Raw genomic sequence first — 18,653 nt, forward strand, 5'->3', positions numbered from 1 at the left:
GCCTCAGCCCTCCCGCCGACGGGCCACGTCGTGCCGCTGCCGCAGGGACAGCGCCTCGACGCCCGCCGGACCGTACGCACGATCGGTCTGCCACAGGTTCGGGTTCGGCACCCGGGTGTCGTAGTACCGGTGGTGCACCGCGTGCAACGCCGCCCACCCCACACTGCCGTTGAGCCACGACCAGTCGCCGTGCACCGGCCGGCCCGCCCGCTCCTCCTGCGCGCAGAACCGCATGAACAGCTCCGACTCCGTGTGCGGATCCGACACCCGCACCCCCGCCGCACGGAACGAGTGCAGCACCGCCTGGTTGATGACCAGAGCCGCGTGCTCCCGCCACAGGGTGTCCTCCCGCGAGGTGTCCAACCCCAACCCCCGCGCCACCGGCAGCAACTGGTCGTACCGGTCCCCGTCACCCATGTTCCGGGTGCCGACCTCGTCGCCCAGGTAGTGCCCGTTGAACGGGGCGCAGCTGTAGTCCACCCCACCCACCCGCAACCGCATGTTGCTGATCACCGGCAGCGCGTGCCAGCGCAACCTCAACTCCTCGAACCACGGATACGCCGGATGCGTCAGGGCGACCTCACGCACGAGCTCCCGCGGCACCTCCACCAACGTCGGATCCTCGTACGCCGTCTCGAGCACCCACGGCAGCAGATCGAACCGGCCCGGCACCGGCGGCGGATGCCAGCCCAGCGCCCGCACCGCGTCCGTCATCGCCACCTGCGCCGGATCACCCAGGATCGACCCGTCGTCCATCCGGTGTCCGCAGTAGCGGATCAGCTGGTCGTTCCAGAGCCGCGCCCGCGGACCCACCCCCGGCCGGTCCGGCGCGAACACCGTCATCACCGACTGGATCCGCCCGCCGTTGTCCGCCACCGCCAGATGCCGCGCCAACTCCTCCGCGATGCCCGCGACCGTCGTCACCCCACGGCGGTCGCGGACCCTCAACCCCGCCCACCGGACCCGCCCCACGCAGCGCGCCGACTGCCGCCACGCCACCTTCGCGCCGTGCACCAACTCATCGCCGGTGTGCCGGTACGTGCCGGTCACCGCGATCTCCTCCCGTACCCGCGCGACCCGGTCCGCCACCCCCGGCAGCCGGCGCTCCTCGTGGTACAGGTGCAGGAACTCCACCGCCTCCGCGGTCACGTCCACCGGCGAGTCGGACGCGTGCGACACGGGACAGCCGCCCGCATCCCCGGCCCGCACGCCGGCGCGCGCCGACATCGCGCCGGCATCCACGTCGGTCTGCACTTCGCACTCAATCCGATCGTCGGGCAAGCGTCGCCGCCCGCTGCCTGCGTCGTCGCGTGACACCGGCCCGCAACTGCCCGTACCCCGACGGAACAGCGACCCACGTGCGAAACAGGCGCAACGACGCAGACAGGATTGCCATGATCGTCAGAAGTGTCAACAAGCCGACAGGTCAGGACGTGGCGCACGCCACACCGCCGCAGGCCCCCACGCCACCAGCCGATCGGACGGTTCGGTCGTGGACGACGATTGCCGGGCAGCGCTGGTGACGCGAACCAACGACGTGCAGCGAACCCGGCCCGGACCGGGCGGAGCGACCCCGGCGAACCCGGAGCGCGCGGGGCGGATCAGCCGAGCCGCCGACCCCTCAGCCGGCCCGGCGCCGCGCCCGACGCGCCGCCAACTCGTCACCCACCGGCTCCGCCGCCACCTGCGGCTCCACCGACGTCGCCGGCTCAGACGGCAGGTGCGACAGGGAACCCTGGATCTCCTTGAACGCCCCACCGATCGCGATACCGAACACGCCCTGGCCACCCTGCAACAGGTCGACCACCTCCTCCGGCGACCGGCACTCATACACGGTCGTGCCATCGGAGATCAACGTGATGCCCGCCAGGTCCGCCACCCCACGGGAACGCAGCGCCTCGATCGCCTTCCGGATGTTCTGCAACGACACCCCGGCGTCCAGCAGCCGCTTCACCACCTTCAGGACCACCAGGTCCCGGAACGAATACAACCGCTGCGTGCCCGAACCCGAAGCGTCACGCACACTCGGCACCACCAACCCGGTGCGGGCCCAGTAGTCCAACTGCCGGTAGCTGATCCCCACCGCATGGCAGGCCGTCACGCCCCGGTAGCCCACAGCACCGTCACCCTCGGTCGCCCACCCCGGCGGCGCCACACCCGGCTCGTCCAGCTCCGTACCCGGATCGGGATCTCGCGGCTCGTGCATCCGGACAACCTCCCCGCCAGTGCGGTGACACGTCGTTTCCGGGACGTGCACCCCTCGACACGGCAACCCTATAGCCGCCTTCAGGAATTGCCCCGCAGAAGCCGCCGCGACACGCCGCGACACGACAACGAAGATCACCCACAGCACCGGGACATCACCGAACGTGACATCCCGAGGAAGACCGGACTCAGCCGGCGAAGTCCTCCGGACGCACCTGGTCCAGGAACTCGCGGAACTTCTCCACCTCGTCCTCCTGCTCGTCCGGGATCACGATCCCCGCCTCGCTGAGGACCTCCTCCGCACAACGAATCGGCGCACCGACCCGCAACGCCAGGGCGATGGAATCGCTCGGCCGGGCCGACACCCGCACCCCGTCCCCGAGCAACAGATCGGCGTAGAAGACGTTCTCCTTCAACTCGGTGATCTCCACCGCCTGCAAGGGCGCCTTCAACGCCGTCAACACGTCCCGCAGAAGATCGTGGGTCAGCGGCCGGGCCGGCTTGACCCCCTGCTGCTCGTAGGCGATCGCCGTCGCCTCGACCGCACCGATCCAGATCGGCAGATAGCGGTCCCCCTCGACCTCCCTGAGCAGGACGATCGGCTGGTTGCTGGGCAGCTCCACCCGAACTCCGACCACGCTCAGCTCGCGCACCGCCGCCTCCGTGTCGTTGTCACCTACGCCGCACCGCGCCCTTCCCTGCACGGTACACGGACCGCGACACGGCCGTCCCATGCGCTACCCGCACACGCCCGCGCCAGAAAGGGGTTACCCCGGCAAGCCTACGACACGCTTCCCGGGGAAGATCTTTCCGCACGGCCCCCGCCGGATCACCGACCCAACGTCGACCGCAACCCCACCCGCACCAACGCCGCATGCAACTGCTGCGACAGCGCCACCAACTCCCGCGCCGTCTCCGCCGCCCGCGCCCGCGCCGCCGGATCACTCTGCCGCGCCAACGGCGTCAACAACTGCGCGAACAGACCGGCCTCCCGATCCGCCGCCGTACGGAACGCCCGCAGATGCCGCGGCTCCAACCCGTACGCCGCCAGACCCGCCACCGCCCGCGCGATGATCAACGCGTCGTCGTCGTACCAACCCGGCGGATCCGACACCACCACACCGAGGCGCTCCAACTCGCCCAGCGTCGACTCGTCGATCCCGCTGCGCGCCACCAGGTCCAGCCGGCCGAGCCGCACCTGCGGCGACCCGACCGGCTCCTCCGGCACCCGCCCCGGAACCTCACCGTCCGGACCCACCGCCACCAACGTCGGCCGCTGCCGACCCGGCGACTCCCCGGACGCGTCCCACTGCGCCAACTGATCACGGATCACCCGCAACGGCAGATACTGGTCCCGCTGCGCGGTCAGCACGAACCGCAACCGCGCCACATCGTCCCAGCTGTACTTCCGGTAACCCGCCGCCGTCCGCTGCGGCTCCACCAGGCCCTCGGCCTCGAGGAACCGCAACTTCGAGATGGTCACGTCCGGGAAATCGACCCGCAGCTGACCCAGCACCTCACCGATACTCATCAGCGGGCGCGCACGGGCCGCCTCGGGCGGCGTGGAGGCCGCAGGCTCGTTCACCCCCGGCCGGCCCCCTCCTCGGGACGCGGACCGGCGATGAACACCACCCGGAACTTGCCGATCTGCACCTCGTCACCATTGCTCAACGTGGCCGCCTCGACCCGCTCCCGGTTCACGTACGTGCCGTTCAGGCTCCCCACGTCCCGCACCGTGAACGTCCCACCGTCACGGTGGAACTCGGCGTGCCGCCGCGACACCGTCACGTCGTCGAGGAAGATGTCACTGTCCGGGTGACGGCCACTGGTCGTCACATCGTGATCCAACAGGAACCGGGCACCCGCATTCGGACCCCGGCGAACCACCAGCAGCGCCATACCCGGCGGCAACGAACCGGACATCCGGCTCGGCACCACATCGGTGTCCGGCCCCTCCAGCACTTCGTCGAGCGAACCGAGATTGAGCGTCGAAGTGACGTCGAGTGGGGGGAACTCGTCGTCTGGGCGCGTCATGGGACCACCTCACGGATCTGTTCGGTCGGCGTCGGGTAATGGCGGGTCTGGCCGCCGGGCAGTGCAACACCCGGCGGCTGGCTCCCCGTGCCCGGAAAGGCAATTCCGCAACGCTGAACTATTTGGTTCTCGGTCGACTGGGCGAGCCTAGCCAGCGCCGAAATGCAGGGCAACCGGACGCGCGGAACACCCGCCACGCCCGAAGGGGACGCACTCAGCTCTCGGTGAGCTCACGATACGCGTCCGCGGACAGCAGACCATCGACCGCCGCCGGATCGTCCGGGGTGATCTCCAGCAACCAACCCGCACCGTACGGATCAGTGTTGATCACCTCAGGGGTGTCGCCGAGCGCCTCGTTGCGCGCCGCCACCGTACCGCTGAGCGGGGCGTAGATCTCCGACACGCTCTTCGTCGACTCGATCTCACCCAACGACTCACCGGCCGCCACCACCACACCCGCATCGGGCAGCTGGACATACACGATGTCACCCAGGGCGTCCTGCGCGAAGTGCGTGATGCCGACCCGGACAGTGCCGCCGCCGTCACCCGCCACCCACTCGTGCTCGGCGGTATACCGCAGATCCTCAGGAATCACCAGACGCGTCCTTCATCCATCGGCGCACCGGAACCCCGGTGCGGGCCGCGCCGGTCAGGAGACCGGACGGGCGTGTTCCAGCTTGATCGGCGCGTGCAGCGCCGAAACCTCGGCAGCCTCACGATCCTCGACGATCAACTTACCGCCGTCACCCGTCACCGACGCCACCACCCCGCCGGGAATGTTCAAGGCCGTACGCATCGTCGCCGGATCACCGATCACCGTGATCGTGAACGGACCCGTCAACCGACGCCCGTCCACCACCAACGACCCGCCCTCCCCGTCCAGGAAGAACGTCGACGCGATGATCCGCACCGTCGCCCGGTCACCACCGGAGATCTGCATCGCCTCCGCGCCCGCGCCCCGCAACTCCTGCACCGCGTCCAACACCCGCGACGCCGAGATCGGCTTCTCACCCGCCTCGAACCGCACCGACAACCCCGGCCCCGTCGCCGGTAACGTCCCCGCCAGGATCCCCAACTCGTCGGCCCGCCGCGTCGCCTCCTCCAACGCCGCCTGCCGCCCCTGCTGACCCGAACGCAACTGCCGCTGACTCTCCTCCAGCGTCGCGATGTCCTGCCGCAGCCGGACCTCCCGCGAGTTCAGGTCGTACAGGATCCGCACCAGATCCTCCTGCCGCGTCGCCGCCACCGTCGGATCCGTCGACGTCGACTTGAACTGCACCACCAGGGTGAACCCCAGCAACGCCAACAGCGCCGCGATCATCACCCCGGCCGAACTCACCCGCCGCCGCGGCGTCCCGCCACCCCCGGCCGCTGCCGGCGCGGGTGGGGTGGCACCGGCGGCGGCCCGGCTCAGCTCCACCGTCACGCCGTCGTCGGGCTCCACCACCGCCGGCTCCTGCACGGGCGGCTCCACCGGCGGCGCGGACCGCTCCGGCGCCAACGGGCTCAACTCGTCCGGGTCCGGCGCGTCCGGCCGCGGATCGGGCTCCCCCGCCGGACCCGACGGCCGCCCCGGACCCGCCGGCTGCGGCCAACCCGTGCCCGTCTCGGTGTGCTCGTCGCTGCTCATCGCCACCAACCTACGCCCGGAACAGGTGCCGACGGATCGCCGCCACGTTCCCGAAGATCCGCACCCCGAGCACGACCACCACGCCGGTGGAGAGCTGACCGCCCACCCCCAACTGGTCACCCAGATACACGATCAGACCCGCCACCAGCACGTTCGAAATGAACGACACCACGAACTGCTTGTCGTCGAAGATCCGGTCGAGCTTCGCCCGTACCCCGCCGAACACCGCGTCCAACGCGGCCACCACCGCGATCGGCAGGTACGGCTGCAACGCCGTGGGAACCGTGGGGTCGAGCCACACGCCGAGGACCACACCGGCGAACAACGCCAGCACCGCGATCATCGACCACCTCCGGAGGGGCTGGGAGACGTCCTCGAACCGGTCGGCCCAGGACTGACGGAACGGTCGGCCCCCGACGGCGACGGCGTCGGGCTCACCGAGGGCTGCGCGTAGCGTAGCCGCGGGTCCGGAGCGGCCGGCAGGGTGAGGTCCTCCGCCTCACGCACCCCGAACGACAACCCGGTGTCCTCGGCCACCTTCCGCATCGTCAACGCGCTGCGGCTGTCCTCGTACCGGTCCCGCATCGACCCCGGACCGATCGCCGACACCTCGTAAGGCCCCGTCACCGGCCGGAAGTCCACCAGGATCGCCTGCCCCGCCGAACGGATCGTCGACATCGCCGTCAACCGCTGACCGTTGATCGCGATCGCCTCAGCCCCCGCCGCCCACAGGTCGTTGGCCACACCCTGCAGATCGCTGTAGATCACCCGGGACGGCCCCACGTCCGCGCCCGTCACCGCGTCCTGGTTCTGCGGCGCGTCCGCCAGGCGCACCACCACGCCGTCACCGCGCACCCGCCCCAGGCCGGTGCCCGCCTCCAGGTTGTGCAGCCGCGCCGCCTCCGAGCCACCCAGCGCCGCCGCCCGCTGCCGCGCTACCTCCGCCCGCAGCTCGTCGGCCCGCACCGACAACCGGTCCGTCTCGGTCTCCCGCTGCTTGATCTGCTCGACCAGGCCGGACCGGGCCTGGCTGCGCCCCGGCTCGGCCTCCAGCGTCTGCCGGTACGCCACTGCGAACAGGAAACCCAGCAGCAGCGCCACCACCACGGTGACGGAACGCGCCGACCACCGCCGCCACCTCGGCGAGGGCGTCTGCCGCTCCCGACGCCGGGCCGCCGCGTCGGCGTAGCCGGGATCCAGCGGATTGCGGAACAGCTCGGTGAGGAAGTCCGGGGCGTACACCCGGTCGCCGCGGCCCCGGCCGTCGCCCGGCGTGCCCGTCATGCCGGCGCTCCCCCGGCCCGAACCGCCCTGACCAGCCGGCCGGCCTGCACGACGTAGAGCGCGCCGGCCACCCAGTAGAGCACCAGGCCCCACCAGGCCAGGCCCCAGCCGATCGCCCCGGCGACGGTCGCCGCACCCGGCACCGCCGCGGCGAGCAGCAGGACCGGGAAGGCGGCCAGCAACAGGAAGGTCGCGGTCTTGCCCACGTAGTGCACCGGCGGCGGGCCGTACCCGTGCCGGCGCAGCACCGCCAGCGAACCGAGCAGGAGCAACTCCCGGGCCAGCAGCGCCGCGGTGAACTGCCAGGGAACCACGTCGCGGGCGGTGAACCCGAGCAGGGTGGCGAGGATGTAGAGCCGGTCGGCGAGCGGGTCGAGCAGCTCCCCCAGCCGGCTGACCTGGCGCATCCGGCGTGCGACCCAGCCGTCCACCCAGTCCGTGGTGCCGCCGATGGCCAGGACCACGAGCGCGGCCACGTCGGCGTGCGCGACGAGCAGCAGGTAGAGGAAGAGCGGGACGCCGAGCAACCGGACGAAGCTGATGACGTTCGGCAGCGTGAGGATCCGGTCGCCGACGGCCGATCCGCTCGTGCCGTCGGTGGCCCCCGGGTGCTCTTCCCGAGCCGGCGGACGCGACACCGAACCTCCTCCGCGACACGCTCCGCCGCCCGGCCGAGGACCGGCGGCGCGGAGAACGTGGGCGCTGTCGGGCCGGCTGCCGCCGGCGTCCCCTGCGGTCCCCCGTATACGGGACCTTCGCCTGACATCGGCCCGCGATCGTGACGATCACGGGCCGGTTGCGCTGCCACTATATCGGGCCCTCGGCGCCTCCTCCGGCCTCAGGCGTCCGGGCCCGTCGACGACGGTGTCGTCGGGTGGGGTGCGTCACCCCCCGTAAGGCATCCTAGGACACTAGTGGAGCAGGGGGGAAGGCGCGTACGGCGGGAGACGACCCGTCAGGCGGTGCGGGCCTGGGAGTCCGCCGGCGACTCGGTCGGGGCGGCGGTGGCCGCGCGTTCGAAGGCCATCAACGCCAGCAGCAGCTCGTGCTGCGCCCGACCGGGCATCCGGTCCAGCACGGCCTGCACCGCCCGGTGCCGGTGCTCCTGCAGCTCGCGCAGCAGCGCCTCGGCGGCGGCCGTCGGCATCAGCCGCACCTCCCGCCGGTCGCGGGGATCGGGCACCCGGCGCAGCAGCCCGGTGGCCTCCAACCGGTCGCAGAGCCGGCTCGCCGAGGACGGCACGACGTCCAGCAACTCGGCCAGGCCGTTGACGTTGGTCTCCGGCCGGCCGCTGATCAGCGACAGCACCCGCAGCTGCGTCGGGGAGACGGCCATCTGGTGCCGGGGCACCGCCGAGTCGAGCACACCGACGAGTGCCTCGGCGGCGGCGTCGATCGCCGCGGCGAGATTCGGAGGTCGCTCCACCCGGTGTCCCCTGCGATCGTCCCGCTCGTGCCCTGCCGGTGCGACGACGGCTCTCACCCGTCGCCCCGCCCGGCGGAACCACGCCAGTCCAGGCAGACGACGACCGCGTCGTCGCGCAAATCGGCGTCCGCGTGCCAGGCGTGCAGTTCGCGCATCACCGTACCAACTGCTTCCGCCGGCGGTTGCAGCCGCGTGGACCGCATCGCCCGCGCCATCGTCCGTTCGCCGTACGCGCCGCGGTCACCGGGATCGGCGGCCCACACCCCGTCGCTGACCACGAACAGCCGGTCCCCCGGTTCCAGCGCGAACTCCTGGACGTCGTAGCGGGCCTCGGCGAACATGCCCAGCGGCAGCTGCTGCTCCAGGTCGATGGGCGTCACCGTGCCGCCGCGCACCCGCAGCAGGTGCGGGGAGCCGGCGTCCACCGCCCGCACCCGGCCGGTGACGGTGTCCAGTTCGAGGAGCAGCGTGGCCACGTACCGGCGACCGCGGTGCTGGTAGAAGACCGTGTCGGAGGCCAACTCGGCCTGCTCGACGAGGCTGCCTCCGGAGCGCCGGGCGTTGCGCAGCGCGTTCACGGTGACGGCGGTCAGCAGCGCCGCAGACAGCCCGATGCCGGCGCCGTTGAGCACCGTCACGGTGAGCCGGTCGTCGTCCACGGACCAGTCGAAGTGGTCTCCGCCGACCGTGTACGCCGGTTCCAGCTGGCCGGCGAGGTCGAACGCCGCGTGGCTCACGCCGCGTCCCGGCAGCAGTTCCCACTGCATCTCGGCGGCCATGCTGAGTCGCTCCCGTCGGCGGACCCGGCGGTACCGGTCGGTCTCCCGGTCCGCCGCGCGCAGCACGACGGCCAGCTCGCCGGCGATGTCCGCGGCCCGCTCGACGACGTCCGGTTCGGGCTGGTCGGGCAGCTCGACCAGGAGCACGCCCAGCCGCTCCCCCCACACCGACAGCGGCAGGTAGAGCCGGCACCGGCCCTCGTCGTCGGTGTCGGTCATCGGCTGCTGGCTGCTGAAGCAGCGCTGCGCCGCGTCGTGGCAGGCGAGGAAGCCGCCGCCGGAGAGGTCCGCGTCGAGCACCGGCCAGAGCCCGGTGATCCGGTAGTCGGCGATGAACACGTCCGTTCGCGAGGCGCCCAGGGCGGACCGGATAGCCTGGTCCGCCGCCTCCACCACCTGGTCGGGCGGGGCCGCACGAAGCGCACGCGAGACCTGGCCCGGTGCCTCCAACATGATCATCCTCCGGAAGCTTGCCGTAGGGCAAGCATCATACGGAGCCCCCTCCCCCACCCTCCGGGCGGGCGGGCACACGGCGGGTGCCAGCCGCCGTGGCCTCGCACCCGGCTCGGGGCCCGGCGCGCGGCGCCCACGTCGCCTCGGCCGGCGCCGGCGGCAGTTGGGGGTGCTGCGGGGCAGCGGGGTGCACAGGTCAGGCCAGGTTGCTGCGGCAGCAGCGGGCGCTCAGGCGGCGACTGGTGTTGAGACGACCGGTGGTCAGGTGGCGACCCGGGTGCCGCGGTGACGGCCGGTCAGGACGGCAGGCCGCACACGCGTACCTCGCCGTCCGGAGGCGTCAGCACGCCGGCGGGTGGACGGCGACCCCGCCGTGGAAGGCGTCGGGCACCTGCGCGGGCGGGCCGTCCGGCCGCCACCGGGCGATCGGGACGATGCCGTCCTCGGTGGGCGTCCAGCGGCCCAGCAGCGGCACGAACGCGGCCGGCGGGCGCATCCGGAACGCCGGGCCCATCATCGCGAGGGCCGCCGGGAAGCCGGCCAGCTCCTCCGTGTCGAAGTCGACGGCGAGCAGGCTGCCCGGCGCGGTGGCACCGTAGAGCTCGTCGAGGGTGCGGGCCAGCGTCTCGTCGTCGAGGAACGCGGCCAGACCGAGGAAGACCACGCCGACCGGTCTCCTCCCCCACCCCGGCACGAACCGGTGCAGCTGGGCGCGGTCGACGGTGCCGATGTCGGTGGCGTCGCCGTAGCCGTAGCCGGCCCGGTCGCTGCCGGCCAGCAGGCGCTGGCCGAGGCGGATGGTGACCGGGTCGACGTCGGTGTAGAGGACGGTGGCGTCCGGGGCGACCTCATGCACGTTGCCCATGGTGGGCACCCCGGCGCCGAAGACGAGGAAGCTGTCGACCCCCCGCGCGGCCATCGCCCGGACCGCCCGGCCGAGAAACGCGCGCAGCTCGCGGAAGACCGGCTCGCACGGCCCGTACGCCTGCTCGAAGTCTCGGGCGGCCGCCACGTCGACCGGGAAGTGGTGCTCCCCGCCGAGCCAGAAATCGATCATCCGCGCGGTGCTCGGCTGGTCCGGCTCAACCATCGACGACGCTCCCTCCCCGGTGGGCGTGGACAGCGTACCCACCGGCCGGCCTGCGCGGTATCGGCCCGCCGACGGGTTCCCGGCCGCGATACTGGCCGGGAAGCGGCGGGAGGTGGGCGGTGAACTCGGCGAACGGCGCGGCGGTGGTCGTCGGCGCGGACGGCTCGGACTCGTCGCTGCGCGCCGTGCGGCTCGCCGCCGTCGAGGCGGCCCGCCGGCACCGGCCACTGCGGATCGTGCACGCCTTCATCTGGCCCCTGCTGCGCGTGCCGGTCGACGCCCCCGCCGCCGGCCCACCCGGCGCCGGCCTGCGGCACCAGGCGGAGCAGGTCGTCGCCGCCGCCACGGACGAGGCCGAGGCGGCGGTGCCCGGGTTGCGGATCTCCGGCGAGATCATCGACGGCGAGGCCGCCGCGGTGCTGCTCGGCGAGTCGCCGGCCGCCGCGATGATCGTGCTCGGCGACCGGGGGCTCGGCGGCTTCTCCGCCCTGGTGGTGGGGTCCGTCGCGGTGCAGGTCGCCGCGTACGCCGACTGTCCCGTGCTGGTCGCCCGGGGCACCGACCACCCCGACGGGGCCGTCGTCGTCGGCGTGGACGGCTCCGAGACGGCCCGGCTCGCCGCGGAGTTCGCCATGGAGGAGGCGTCGGTGCGCGGCGCGGCGCTGGTCGCGTTGCACGCCTACCGGCATCCGACCTCCACCGGGCCCGGGGACATGCGACCACTGGTGTACGACGACACCGAACTGCGTTCCGAGGAGGAGCGGGTGGTCGCCGAGTCGCTGGCAGGGCTCACGGAGCGGTGGCCGGACGTGCCGGTCAGCCGGGAGACCACGCGCGGCCGCCCCACCACCGTGCTCGCCGAGGCGTCCCGGCGGGCCCAGCTGCTAGTGGTCGGCCGGCAGGGACGCGGCGAGCTGACCGGGCTGCTGCTGGGCTCGGTGAGCCAGTCGCTGCTGCACCACGCCGAATGCCCGGTCGCGGTGATCCGCGCGCCGCGCTGAGCCGGGCACCGCGCCGGACCGGTCGCGGGGTTGGTCCCCGCGCAGGCGGGTAGACGAGCGCGGTACGCCAACGGCGACGACGACCGGAGGAGGCAGTGATGCCAGGACCACGGCCGGGCAGCAACGCGTACGACAAGCAGCGGGCGCGCATCCGAAACGCGATCGACGATTCGGGACGACGGGTGCCGGACGACAAGGCCAACGACGTGGCCAACCGGATCCTGCAGTCCGACCGGGGGCAGCGGGGGGTCGTCCGCGGCGAGCGGGTCTACGGCCCCAAGGGCGAGCGCGAACCAGGCGACCCGAGGTGAGGGCCGCGAACCTGGCCGACGGGGCGATCGCCGGCGCGGTCGGCAGCGCCGCCCTGAACATGGTCAGCTACCTCGACATGGTGCTGAGGGCGCGGCCGGCGAGCAGCACCCCGGAGGAGAGTGCCGGGCGGGTCGCCCAGGTGGCGCACGTGGACCTGGGGCCCGAGGACCGGGCGGCGAACCGCCGCTCGGGCCTCGGGCCCCTGCTCGGCTACGGGATCGGCGTGGCGGCGGGCGTCGGGTACGCCCTGCTCACCCGGGGCCGCCGGATGCCGCTGCCGCTGGCCGCCGGGGTCCTCGGCGGTGCCGTGATGACGATGTCCGACGGGTCGATGACCGTGCTGGGCGTGACCGATCCGCGCACGTGGCGTCGGTCGGACTGGCTGGCCGACATCGTGCCGCACCTCGCGTACGGCGTGGCGGCCGCAGCCACCTGGAACCGGCTGCGGCCGCCCGTCTCGGGTCGGGGCTGTTAGCTCTCGTCGTCGGCGACCGGCTCGGTGGCCGGGCCGTACGGCGACACCTGCCCCCGGGGCACCGGGCGGCCCTCGTCGCCGTGCGACGAGCCGCGGTTGCGCGGGTGCCCCGCGGGGTTGGGGCCCTTGCTGTCCTGGCTGGTGGCGCCCTTGTTGTTGCGGCGGAATTCCTCCTGCTGCGGATTCACCACGGGTTTCTCCTTCCGGGGTCCGGCCGTGTCCGACGTCGGTTACCCGTCCGCCCCGGCGGCATACCCGCCGGGGCGGACGGTCGCAGGGGTGGCCGGGCGCAGGGCGGGTACACCCCGAGGATGGGCGACGACCGGAAGGTGGCGCGGGTCCTGCTGGAGCGGCGGGGCCGCACGTACGCCGAGGAGGCGGGCATCACGCTCGCCGACCGGCCCGCCCCGCTCTACCAGCTGCTGGTGCTCGCCACGCTGCTGAGCACCCGGATCCGGGCCCGGGTGGCCGTGGCGGCCGCCCGGGAACTCTTCGCCGCCGGCTACCGGACCCCGCAGGCGATGGAGGCGGCGAGCTGGCAGGACCGGGTCGACGCGCTGGGCCGGGGCCACTACCGCCGCTACGACGAGCGGACCTCGACGATGCTCGGCACCGGCGCCCGGCTGTGCCTGGACCGCTGGCGGGGCGACCTGCGCCGGCTGCACCGCGACGGCGGCGGTGAACCGGCCGGGCTGCGCCGGCTGCTGACCGAGTTCCCCGGCATCGGCCCCACCGGCGCCGACATCTTTTTGCGCGAGGCGCAGGTGGCCTGGGCCGACCTGCGCCCGTACGCCGACCGGCGGGCCCTGGCCGGCGCGAAACGCCTCGGCCTGCCCGGCTCGGCGGACCGGCTGGCCGGGCTGGTCGACCCGGGCGACTTCGGCCGGCTCGCCTCGGCGCTGGTCCGGGTGGCCCTCGGCGAGGAGTCCGCCGGTGAGGTCACCCGCGCCGCCGCCACCTGACCGGGCTACTTGGCCGTCTTGTCGCCCGGCTTCGTCAGGTGCCACACCAGCAGCGCCGCCAGCAGCGCGAGCACGACGAGGCCGCCGGAGACGCCTCGGCCGTCCTCCTCGCTGCGGCCGGTGGTGCCGAAGTAGATCACCGCGAGCCCGGCCAGCACGGTGACGAACGTCCGCATCCCTCGGTCCTTCACGTACCGGACGGTACGTCCTGATCCACGCCATTCGTGGCGGTTCCCGCCGCCGTCACCCGACCGGGTCGGGGCCCGCGGAGAAGCCGCGCAGCCGGACCCGGCGGATCGTGCGGCCGGCCACCTCCACCACCTCGACGGTCAGCCCCGGCAGGTGCACGGTCTCCCCCGGCCCGCTCGGCAGGTGCCCCAGCCCGGCCAGCACCAGCCCGGCCACCGTCGTGTACTCCCGCGACGGCCGGAAATGCAGGCGCACCCCGACGTCGGCCAGGTCGTGCAGCGGGAAGTCGCCGGGCATCAGCAGCGAGCCGTCCGGTTCCCGGGTCACCCCGGTCACGTCCCGGTCGGTCTCGTCGTACAGCTCCCCGACGACCTCCGCCAGCAGGTCCTCCATGGTGATGATGCCGTCGACCCCGCCGTGCTCGTCGACGACGAGGGCGAGCTGCTGGTGGCACAGCCGCAGTTCACGCAGCGCGTCGGAGACCGGCAGGGTGCCGGGCAGCAGCAGCGGCGGACGGGCCCGGTCGGCGACCGTCGCCGCGTCCGCCCCGACGAGTTCGCGGATGTGCACCACGCCCCGCACCGCGTCGAGCCCACCCGGCCCCACGACCGGGGCGCGGGAGCGGCCGGCTGCGGCGAGCCGGCGCAGCCCGTCGGCCGCGGGCATCGTCTCGGGGAGCACCGTCACGTCCAGCCGGGGCACCAGGATGTCCCGCAGCGTCCGGCCGGCGATGTCGAACGCGCCGGTGAGGATCTCCCGCTGCTGTGCCGACAGGCCCCGCTGGCTGACCAGGATCTCCCGCAGCTCGTCCTCGGTCATCTCCGTACGGCTGGCGCGGGGGTCCCCGCCGGCGAGCCGCACCACCACGTCGGTGGCCTTGCTGAGCAGCCAGACCGCCGGCCGCGACAGCCGGGCCAGCAGGTCCAGCGGCCCGGCGCTGACCAGCCCCCAGCGTTCCGCGCGCTGCATCGCCAGCCGCTTGGGGGCCAGTTCGCCGACGACCAGGGTGACGAACGTCAGCAGCACGGTGACCAGGACGACCGCCGCCCCGCGCGCGGCCCCGCCCAGGAAGCCCAGCGGCCCGACCAGCGGCTCGGACAGGGACACCGCGGCGGCGGCGGAGGCGAGGAACCCGGCCAGGGTGATGCCGAGCTGGATGGTCGCCAGGTACCGGTTGGGGTCGGACCAGCCGGGCCAGCCGCTCCCCCGACCGGCTGCGCCGGCCCAACTGCCGCACCTGCCCCTCGCGCAGCGTCACCAGCGCCATCTCGCTGCCCGACAGGGCCGCGTTGACCAGCACCAGCACCGCCACCAGCGCGAGCTGACCGAGCTGCGCCCCCATGTCAGTCGACCTCCAGGTCGTCGAGGGAGATCTTGTGCGTCATCAGCCACCGGGCCAGCGCCGACATCCCGAACAGCCACAGCGGCGCGGACTCGGTGGTGCCGTTGGTGGCGAAGATCGCGAAACGCAGGTCCGGCGCCCGGTACGCCTCGATCCGCCACTTGTGCTGCCTGTCCCGCCAGACCGCGGAAGGGTCCATGGCGCCACGCTAGGCGACCGCCGACCCCGCCGGGGCGGCTTCAGGACCGGGCCGTCACCACGACCCGCGCGTCGTCGGGCAGCCGGCGGGTGGCGCCGCGACGGTCCAGCAGCTCCAGCAGCGGCACCGCGACCCGGCGGGTGGTGTCCAGCGCCCGCCGCGCGGCGCTGAGCGTGAACGGCTGGGGCAGCCCGGCCAGCACCCGCACGGCGTCGTCGGCCGCGCCGGGCAGCAGCACCACGTTCTCGGCGAGGCGCAGCAGCGCCCCCGCGCGTACGGCCGCGCCGATCTCCCGGGGACCCAGCCCCAGGTCGGCGAGGTGCTCGGCCTCGGGGGCGCGGAACGGGCGGTCGGCGTACTCGGCGCGGACCCGGGCCACGGCCCGGGCCACCGGTTCTGGCAGCGCGTCGACCGCCGACGCGGTGACCCGGCCGGCGCGCAGCCGCAGCGGCGGCCGGACCAGCGCCTCGACCAGCGCCCGCTCGGGCAGGTCCAGGCGCTGGCGCAGCAGCTCGACCGGCGCGCCCGCCTCCAGCGGGTGCTCCCGGGCGTGCCGGGCGACCTCCTCGACCAGCCGGGTGCCGAGGCCCCGCCAGTGCTCCGGGTCGGCCAGCCAGTCGCCGGCGACCGGCCGGCCGGTGGCCTCGACGCCCATGCGGATCAGGTCGGCGGCCCGGGCCAGCCGCCGCCGGCGCAGCTCGCCGGCCAGCTCGGGGCGGCCGTCCACCGTCGCCAGCACCGCCGCGCGGGCGACGGCCGCGCCCCGACGGGTCAGCGGCGGCGGAGCCACGTCCAGCACGGTCACCCCGCCCGCGACGTGGTGCCGGCCCGGGTCGCGCAGCAGCGCCCGGTCCCCGACCAGCAGCGGCAGCGGCCGGGCCAGCCGCAGCCGGGCCGTGTCCGGGCCGAGCGGCCGGACCCGGGCCGGCACCGCCGCCGCGCCGATGTGCAGGGTCAGGGTGGCCGGCAGCTCCCCGGCCGGGTCGCCGGCCAGCCGCACGTCCAGCAGGTCCGTGCGGTGGAACCGGCCGGGGGTGAGCAGCGCGTCGCCGCGCCCCAGGCGGTCCCGGGGCGTGCCGCGCAGGTTCACCGCCACCCGGGCGACCGGGGCGACCTCGGGCCGGGCCACGCCGAGGGAGTGCAGGCCGCGTACCCGCACCGTCTCCGCGCTGCCGGCCAGCTCCAGCTCGTCGCCCACCCGGAGCCGACCGGCGCCGAGCGTGCCGGTCACCACCGTGCCGGCGCCGCGGACGGTGAAGGCGCGGTCCACCCACAGCCGCACCGGGGCGTCGGCCCGCGGGGCGGGCAGCCGGGCGGCGAGCCGGTCCAGCGCCGCGCGCAGCTGCGGCAGCCCGGCGCCGGTCACCGCGCTCACCGCCACCGCGTCCACCGCGCCGAGGGAGGTGGCGGCCAGCTCCGCCCGGGCCCGGGTCGTCGCCGGCCCCGGATCCGCCAGGTCCGCGCGGGTCACCACCAGCAGGCCGTACGCCACCCCGAGCGCGTCCAGTGCCGCCAGGTGCTCGGCCGACTGCGGCATCCAGCCCTCGTCGGCGGCGACGACGACCAGCGCGGCGGGCACCGGGCCGACGCCGGCGAGCATGTTCGGCACGAACCGCTCGTGCCCCGGCACGTCGACGAACGCCACCGTCGCGCCCGAGGGCAGGGTGCTCCAGGCGAAGCCGAGGTCGATGGTCATGCCCCGGCGGCGTTCCTCGGCCCACCGGTCGGGTTCCATCCCGGTCAGCGCCCGGACCAGTGTCGACTTGCCGTGGTCGACGTGCCCGGCGGTGGCCACCACGAACACGCCTCAGCCCTCCCCGGGCACGCGCAGCACGGCGGCGCGCAGCGCCGCGTCGGCGTCGGCGGGCACGCAGCGCAGGTCCAGCAGCAGCCGCCCGCGTACCACCCGGCCCAGCACCGGCGGGTCGCCGAGGCGCAGCGGAGACGCGTACCGCTCGGGCAGGGCGAGCGCCCAGGAGGGCAGCTCGACGCCGGGGGCGCCACCGCCGCCGACGACCGCCCCGGCGGGCACCACCCGTGCTTCGCACCCGTCGGCGGCGAGCGCGGCGCACAGCCGCTCGGTGCGCGCCCGCAACGCGCCCGGGTCGGCGTGCAGCGCGGCCCGGGTGGGGGTCGCCGGATCGGCAAGGGTGGCGGCGAGCGCGGCGAGGGTCAGCTTGTCGACCCGCAACGCCCGGGCGAGGGGATGCCGGCGCAGCCGTTCGACCAGGTCGGCGGCACCGAGCAGCAGCCCGGCCTGCGGCCCGCCGAGCAGCTTGTCGCCGCTGGCGGTGACCAGCGCCGCCCCGGCCCGCAGGGTGCTGGCGGCGTCCGGCTCGGCGGGCAGCAGCGGATCGGGCGCCAGCAGCCCGGAGCCGATGTCGGCGACCACGGGGACGCCGAGGGTGGCCAGCGCCCGTACGGGCACCGCGGAGGTGAAGCCGGTGACCTGGAAGTTCGACGGGTGCACCTTGAGCACGAAGCCGGTCCGGGGACCGATGGCGGCGGCGTAGTCGTCCAGCGTGCTGCGGTTGGTGGTGCCGACCTCGCGCAGCCGGGCGCCGGTGCTCTCCAGCAGGTCGGGCAGGCGGAACCCGTCGCCGATCTCCACCAGCTCGCCCCGGCTGACGACGATCTCGGCGTCGGCGGCCAGCGCGGTCGCGACGAGCACCAGCGCGGCGGCACCGTTGTTGACCACGTGCACCGCGCCCGCGTCGGGCACCGCCGCCGCGAGGGCGTCGAGGGCGTCGCGTCCGCGCCGGGCCCGCCGCCCGGTGCGCAGGTCCAACTCGACGTCGGTGTGCCCGGCGGCGGCGGCGACCGCCGCGACGGCGGCGGGCGACAGCGCGGCGCGACCCAGGTTGGTGTGCAGCACCACGCCGGTGGCGTTGAGCACCGCCCGGGGCGCCGGCGCCGGCAGGGCGGCCAGCGCGGCGTCGCGTACCGCCTCGGGGGTGATCTCGCCCCGGCGGGCGCGCTCCTGGGCGCGGTGGACGGCGGCCTTGACCCGCTCCCGACCCAGGGTGCCCGCCGCGGCGGCCAGCCGGGGGTCGGCGAGCAGCGCGTCGGTGCGCGGCACCCGCCGGCGCGGATCGGCCGCGACGTCCCCCATGATCCCCACTTCCGCAGCATGGCGGAGACGGACGGGAATCGAACCCGCCTGGCCCGGATCCCGGACCACACCGGTTTTGAAGACCGGGAGGGGCACCAGCCGCCTGAACGCCTCCACGCAGCAGTGAACCACAGGCCCGGCGGGCGTGCGCGGGAGGGCG

At 74.4% G+C, this 18,653-nt stretch carries 22 protein-coding genes, 1 tRNA gene and 1 pseudogene; 4 read left to right on the top strand and 20 right to left on the bottom strand.

The genetic code is table 11. The annotated features are described in order from the left end of the window. Positions 1-3: 3 nt before the first annotated feature. The 13 genes from ABZ573_RS13405 to ABZ573_RS13465 all read right to left on the bottom strand — a co-directional run bounded on the left by ABZ573_RS13405 (position 4) and on the right by ABZ573_RS13465 (position 10,901). Entirely contained in the window at positions 4-1,254 is a 1,251-nt protein-coding gene (locus ABZ573_RS13405; protein ID WP_358118186.1) for a nitric oxide synthase oxygenase, read from the bottom strand. Positions 1,255-1,621: 367 nt separating this feature from the next. Next, positions 1,622-2,206: a MerR family transcriptional regulator gene (locus ABZ573_RS13410; protein WP_151454620.1), complete on the bottom strand. Its 585-nt coding sequence runs from the start codon at positions 2,204-2,206 to the stop codon at positions 1,622-1,624. A gap of 187 nt (positions 2,207-2,393) precedes the next feature. Continuing rightward, complete coding sequence (locus tag ABZ573_RS13415; RefSeq protein ID WP_151454621.1) at positions 2,394-2,858, bottom strand: bifunctional nuclease family protein; 465 nt, start codon at positions 2,856-2,858, stop codon at positions 2,394-2,396. Positions 2,859-3,034: 176 nt separating this feature from the next. Next, on the bottom strand, positions 3,035-3,736 hold the full coding sequence (locus tag ABZ573_RS13420) for a MerR family transcriptional regulator (RefSeq protein WP_192581391.1): 702 nt from the start codon (positions 3,734-3,736) through the stop codon (positions 3,035-3,037). 50 nt (positions 3,737-3,786) lie between these two features. Continuing rightward, entirely contained in the window at positions 3,787-4,239 is a 453-nt protein-coding gene (locus tag ABZ573_RS13425) for an FHA domain-containing protein (protein ID WP_089000305.1), read from the bottom strand. A gap of 214 nt (positions 4,240-4,453) precedes the next feature. Further along, entirely contained in the window at positions 4,454-4,834 is a 381-nt protein-coding gene (gcvH, locus tag ABZ573_RS13430) for a glycine cleavage system protein GcvH (protein ID WP_151454622.1), read from the bottom strand. A 54-nt stretch (positions 4,835-4,888) separates the two neighbouring features. Next, entirely contained in the window at positions 4,889-5,869 is a 981-nt protein-coding gene (locus ABZ573_RS13435; protein WP_358118189.1) for a DUF881 domain-containing protein, read from the bottom strand. Positions 5,870-5,879: 10 nt separating this feature from the next. Beyond that, a complete protein-coding gene (locus ABZ573_RS13440; protein WP_151454624.1) occupies positions 5,880-6,212 on the bottom strand; it encodes a small basic family protein in 333 nt (110 codons plus the stop codon). Then, on the bottom strand, positions 6,209-7,153 hold the full coding sequence (locus ABZ573_RS13445) for a DUF881 domain-containing protein (RefSeq protein WP_151454625.1): 945 nt from the start codon (positions 7,151-7,153) through the stop codon (positions 6,209-6,211). The genes ABZ573_RS13440 and ABZ573_RS13445 overlap by 4 nt, the downstream gene beginning before the upstream one ends. Further along, positions 7,150-7,716 (bottom strand): CDP-alcohol phosphatidyltransferase family protein, encoded by a 567-nt coding sequence (locus ABZ573_RS13450; protein ID WP_225852190.1) that lies wholly within the window; start codon positions 7,714-7,716, stop codon positions 7,150-7,152. Before ABZ573_RS13450 ends, ABZ573_RS13445 begins: the two co-directional genes overlap by 4 nt. A 392-nt stretch (positions 7,717-8,108) precedes the next feature. Further along, positions 8,109-8,579 carry a MarR family transcriptional regulator gene (locus ABZ573_RS13455; protein WP_151454627.1) on the bottom strand — a complete coding sequence of 157 codons (471 nt, stop codon included), beginning with the start codon at positions 8,577-8,579 and terminating at the stop codon, positions 8,109-8,111. 53 nt (positions 8,580-8,632) lie between these two features. Next, positions 8,633-9,811: a PP2C family protein-serine/threonine phosphatase gene (locus tag ABZ573_RS13460; RefSeq protein WP_151454628.1), complete on the bottom strand. Its 1,179-nt coding sequence runs from the start codon at positions 9,809-9,811 to the stop codon at positions 8,633-8,635. Positions 9,812-10,151: 340 nt separating this feature from the next. Beyond that, entirely contained in the window at positions 10,152-10,901 is a 750-nt protein-coding gene (locus ABZ573_RS13465) for an SAM-dependent methyltransferase (RefSeq protein ID WP_358118192.1), read from the bottom strand. Between the two features lie 119 nt (positions 10,902-11,020). Here ABZ573_RS13465 and ABZ573_RS13470 point away from each other — a divergent pair, with 119 nt between their 5' ends. The 3 genes from ABZ573_RS13470 to ABZ573_RS13480 all read left to right on the top strand — a co-directional run bounded on the left by ABZ573_RS13470 (position 11,021) and on the right by ABZ573_RS13480 (position 12,689). Next, positions 11,021-11,902 carry a universal stress protein gene (locus ABZ573_RS13470; RefSeq protein ID WP_358118194.1) on the top strand — a complete coding sequence of 294 codons (882 nt, stop codon included), beginning with the start codon at positions 11,021-11,023 and terminating at the stop codon, positions 11,900-11,902. A 98-nt stretch (positions 11,903-12,000) separates the two neighbouring features. Then, the gene (locus tag ABZ573_RS13475; RefSeq protein WP_132237733.1) at positions 12,001-12,213 is read left to right on the top strand and encodes a phosphatidylethanolamine-binding protein; all 213 of its coding nucleotides are present in this window, start codon (positions 12,001-12,003) and stop codon (positions 12,211-12,213) included. After that, positions 12,210-12,689 carry a hypothetical protein gene (locus tag ABZ573_RS13480; protein ID WP_358118196.1) on the top strand — a complete coding sequence of 160 codons (480 nt, stop codon included), beginning with the start codon at positions 12,210-12,212 and terminating at the stop codon, positions 12,687-12,689. The genes ABZ573_RS13475 and ABZ573_RS13480 overlap by 4 nt, the downstream gene beginning before the upstream one ends. Here ABZ573_RS13480 and ABZ573_RS13485 read toward each other — a convergent pair. Continuing rightward, positions 12,686-12,880 carry a hypothetical protein gene (locus tag ABZ573_RS13485; protein WP_358118198.1) on the bottom strand — a complete coding sequence of 65 codons (195 nt, stop codon included), beginning with the start codon at positions 12,878-12,880 and terminating at the stop codon, positions 12,686-12,688. The genes ABZ573_RS13480 and ABZ573_RS13485 overlap by 4 nt on opposite strands. 120 nt (positions 12,881-13,000) lie before the next feature. Between ABZ573_RS13485 and ABZ573_RS13490 the strand changes: the two genes are divergently transcribed. Further along, positions 13,001-13,651, top strand: a complete 651-nt coding sequence (locus ABZ573_RS13490) for a hypothetical protein (RefSeq protein WP_327028375.1) — start codon at positions 13,001-13,003, stop codon at positions 13,649-13,651. A 5-nt stretch (positions 13,652-13,656) separates the two neighbouring features. Here ABZ573_RS13490 and ABZ573_RS13495 read toward each other — a convergent pair whose 3' ends face one another. From ABZ573_RS13495 to ABZ573_RS13520, 6 genes and pseudogenes are all read right to left on the bottom strand, one after another. Further along, positions 13,657-13,827: a hypothetical protein gene (locus ABZ573_RS13495; RefSeq protein WP_165947846.1), complete on the bottom strand. Its 171-nt coding sequence runs from the start codon at positions 13,825-13,827 to the stop codon at positions 13,657-13,659. Positions 13,828-13,894: 67 nt separating this feature from the next. Further along, positions 13,895-15,182, bottom strand: a pseudogene (locus ABZ573_RS13500) (hemolysin family protein). A 1-nt stretch (position 15,183) separates the two neighbouring features. Then, on the bottom strand, positions 15,184-15,381 hold the full coding sequence (locus ABZ573_RS13505) for a hypothetical protein (protein ID WP_089000292.1): 198 nt from the start codon (positions 15,379-15,381) through the stop codon (positions 15,184-15,186). A 40-nt stretch (positions 15,382-15,421) separates the two neighbouring features. Continuing rightward, positions 15,422-17,185, bottom strand: a complete 1,764-nt coding sequence (gene selB, locus ABZ573_RS13510; protein ID WP_358118201.1) for a selenocysteine-specific translation elongation factor — start codon at positions 17,183-17,185, stop codon at positions 15,422-15,424. Positions 17,186-17,188: 3 nt separating this feature from the next. After that, positions 17,189-18,493, bottom strand: coding sequence for an L-seryl-tRNA(Sec) selenium transferase (gene selA / locus ABZ573_RS13515; RefSeq protein ID WP_151454635.1), 1,305 nt, complete (start codon positions 18,491-18,493; stop codon positions 17,189-17,191). A 19-nt stretch (positions 18,494-18,512) separates the two neighbouring features. Beyond that, positions 18,513-18,608 (bottom strand) — tRNA-Sec (locus ABZ573_RS13520). Positions 18,609-18,653: the final 45 nt, after the last annotated feature.

Source organism: Micromonospora sp. NPDC007220 (assembly GCF_040634035.1).
In the GTDB taxonomy this organism is placed as follows: domain Bacteria; phylum Actinomycetota; class Actinomycetes; order Mycobacteriales; family Micromonosporaceae; genus Micromonospora; species Micromonospora reichwaldensis.

Excerpts from the sequence above, each read along its gene's own strand:
- ABZ573_RS13435 (WP_358118189.1), bottom strand. The coding sequence starts at position 5,869 with ATGAGCAGCGACGAGCACACCGAGACGGGCACGGGTTGGCCGCAGCCG.
- ABZ573_RS13410 (WP_151454620.1), bottom strand. The coding sequence starts at position 2,206 with ATGCACGAGCCGCGAGATCCCGATCCGGGTACGGAGCTGGACGAGCCG.
- ABZ573_RS13440 (WP_151454624.1), bottom strand. The coding sequence starts at position 6,212 with ATGATCGCGGTGCTGGCGTTGTTCGCCGGTGTGGTCCTCGGCGTGTGG.
- ABZ573_RS13495 (WP_165947846.1), bottom strand. The coding sequence starts at position 13,827 with ATGCGGACGTTCGTCACCGTGCTGGCCGGGCTCGCGGTGATCTACTTC.
- ABZ573_RS13465 (WP_358118192.1), bottom strand. The coding sequence starts at position 10,901 with ATGGTTGAGCCGGACCAGCCGAGCACCGCGCGGATGATCGATTTCTGG.
- ABZ573_RS13475 (WP_132237733.1), top strand. The coding sequence starts at position 12,001 with ATGCCAGGACCACGGCCGGGCAGCAACGCGTACGACAAGCAGCGGGCG.
- ABZ573_RS13505 (WP_089000292.1), bottom strand. The coding sequence starts at position 15,381 with ATGGACCCTTCCGCGGTCTGGCGGGACAGGCAGCACAAGTGGCGGATC.
- selA (WP_151454635.1), bottom strand. The coding sequence starts at position 18,493 with ATGGGGGACGTCGCGGCCGATCCGCGCCGGCGGGTGCCGCGCACCGAC.
- ABZ573_RS13445 (WP_151454625.1), bottom strand. The coding sequence starts at position 7,153 with ATGACGGGCACGCCGGGCGACGGCCGGGGCCGCGGCGACCGGGTGTAC.
- ABZ573_RS13490 (WP_327028375.1), top strand. The coding sequence starts at position 13,001 with ATGGGCGACGACCGGAAGGTGGCGCGGGTCCTGCTGGAGCGGCGGGGC.
- ABZ573_RS13420 (WP_192581391.1), bottom strand. The coding sequence starts at position 3,736 with ATGAGTATCGGTGAGGTGCTGGGTCAGCTGCGGGTCGATTTCCCGGAC.
- ABZ573_RS13425 (WP_089000305.1), bottom strand. The coding sequence starts at position 4,239 with ATGACGCGCCCAGACGACGAGTTCCCCCCACTCGACGTCACTTCGACG.
- ABZ573_RS13460 (WP_151454628.1), bottom strand. The coding sequence starts at position 9,811 with ATGTTGGAGGCACCGGGCCAGGTCTCGCGTGCGCTTCGTGCGGCCCCG.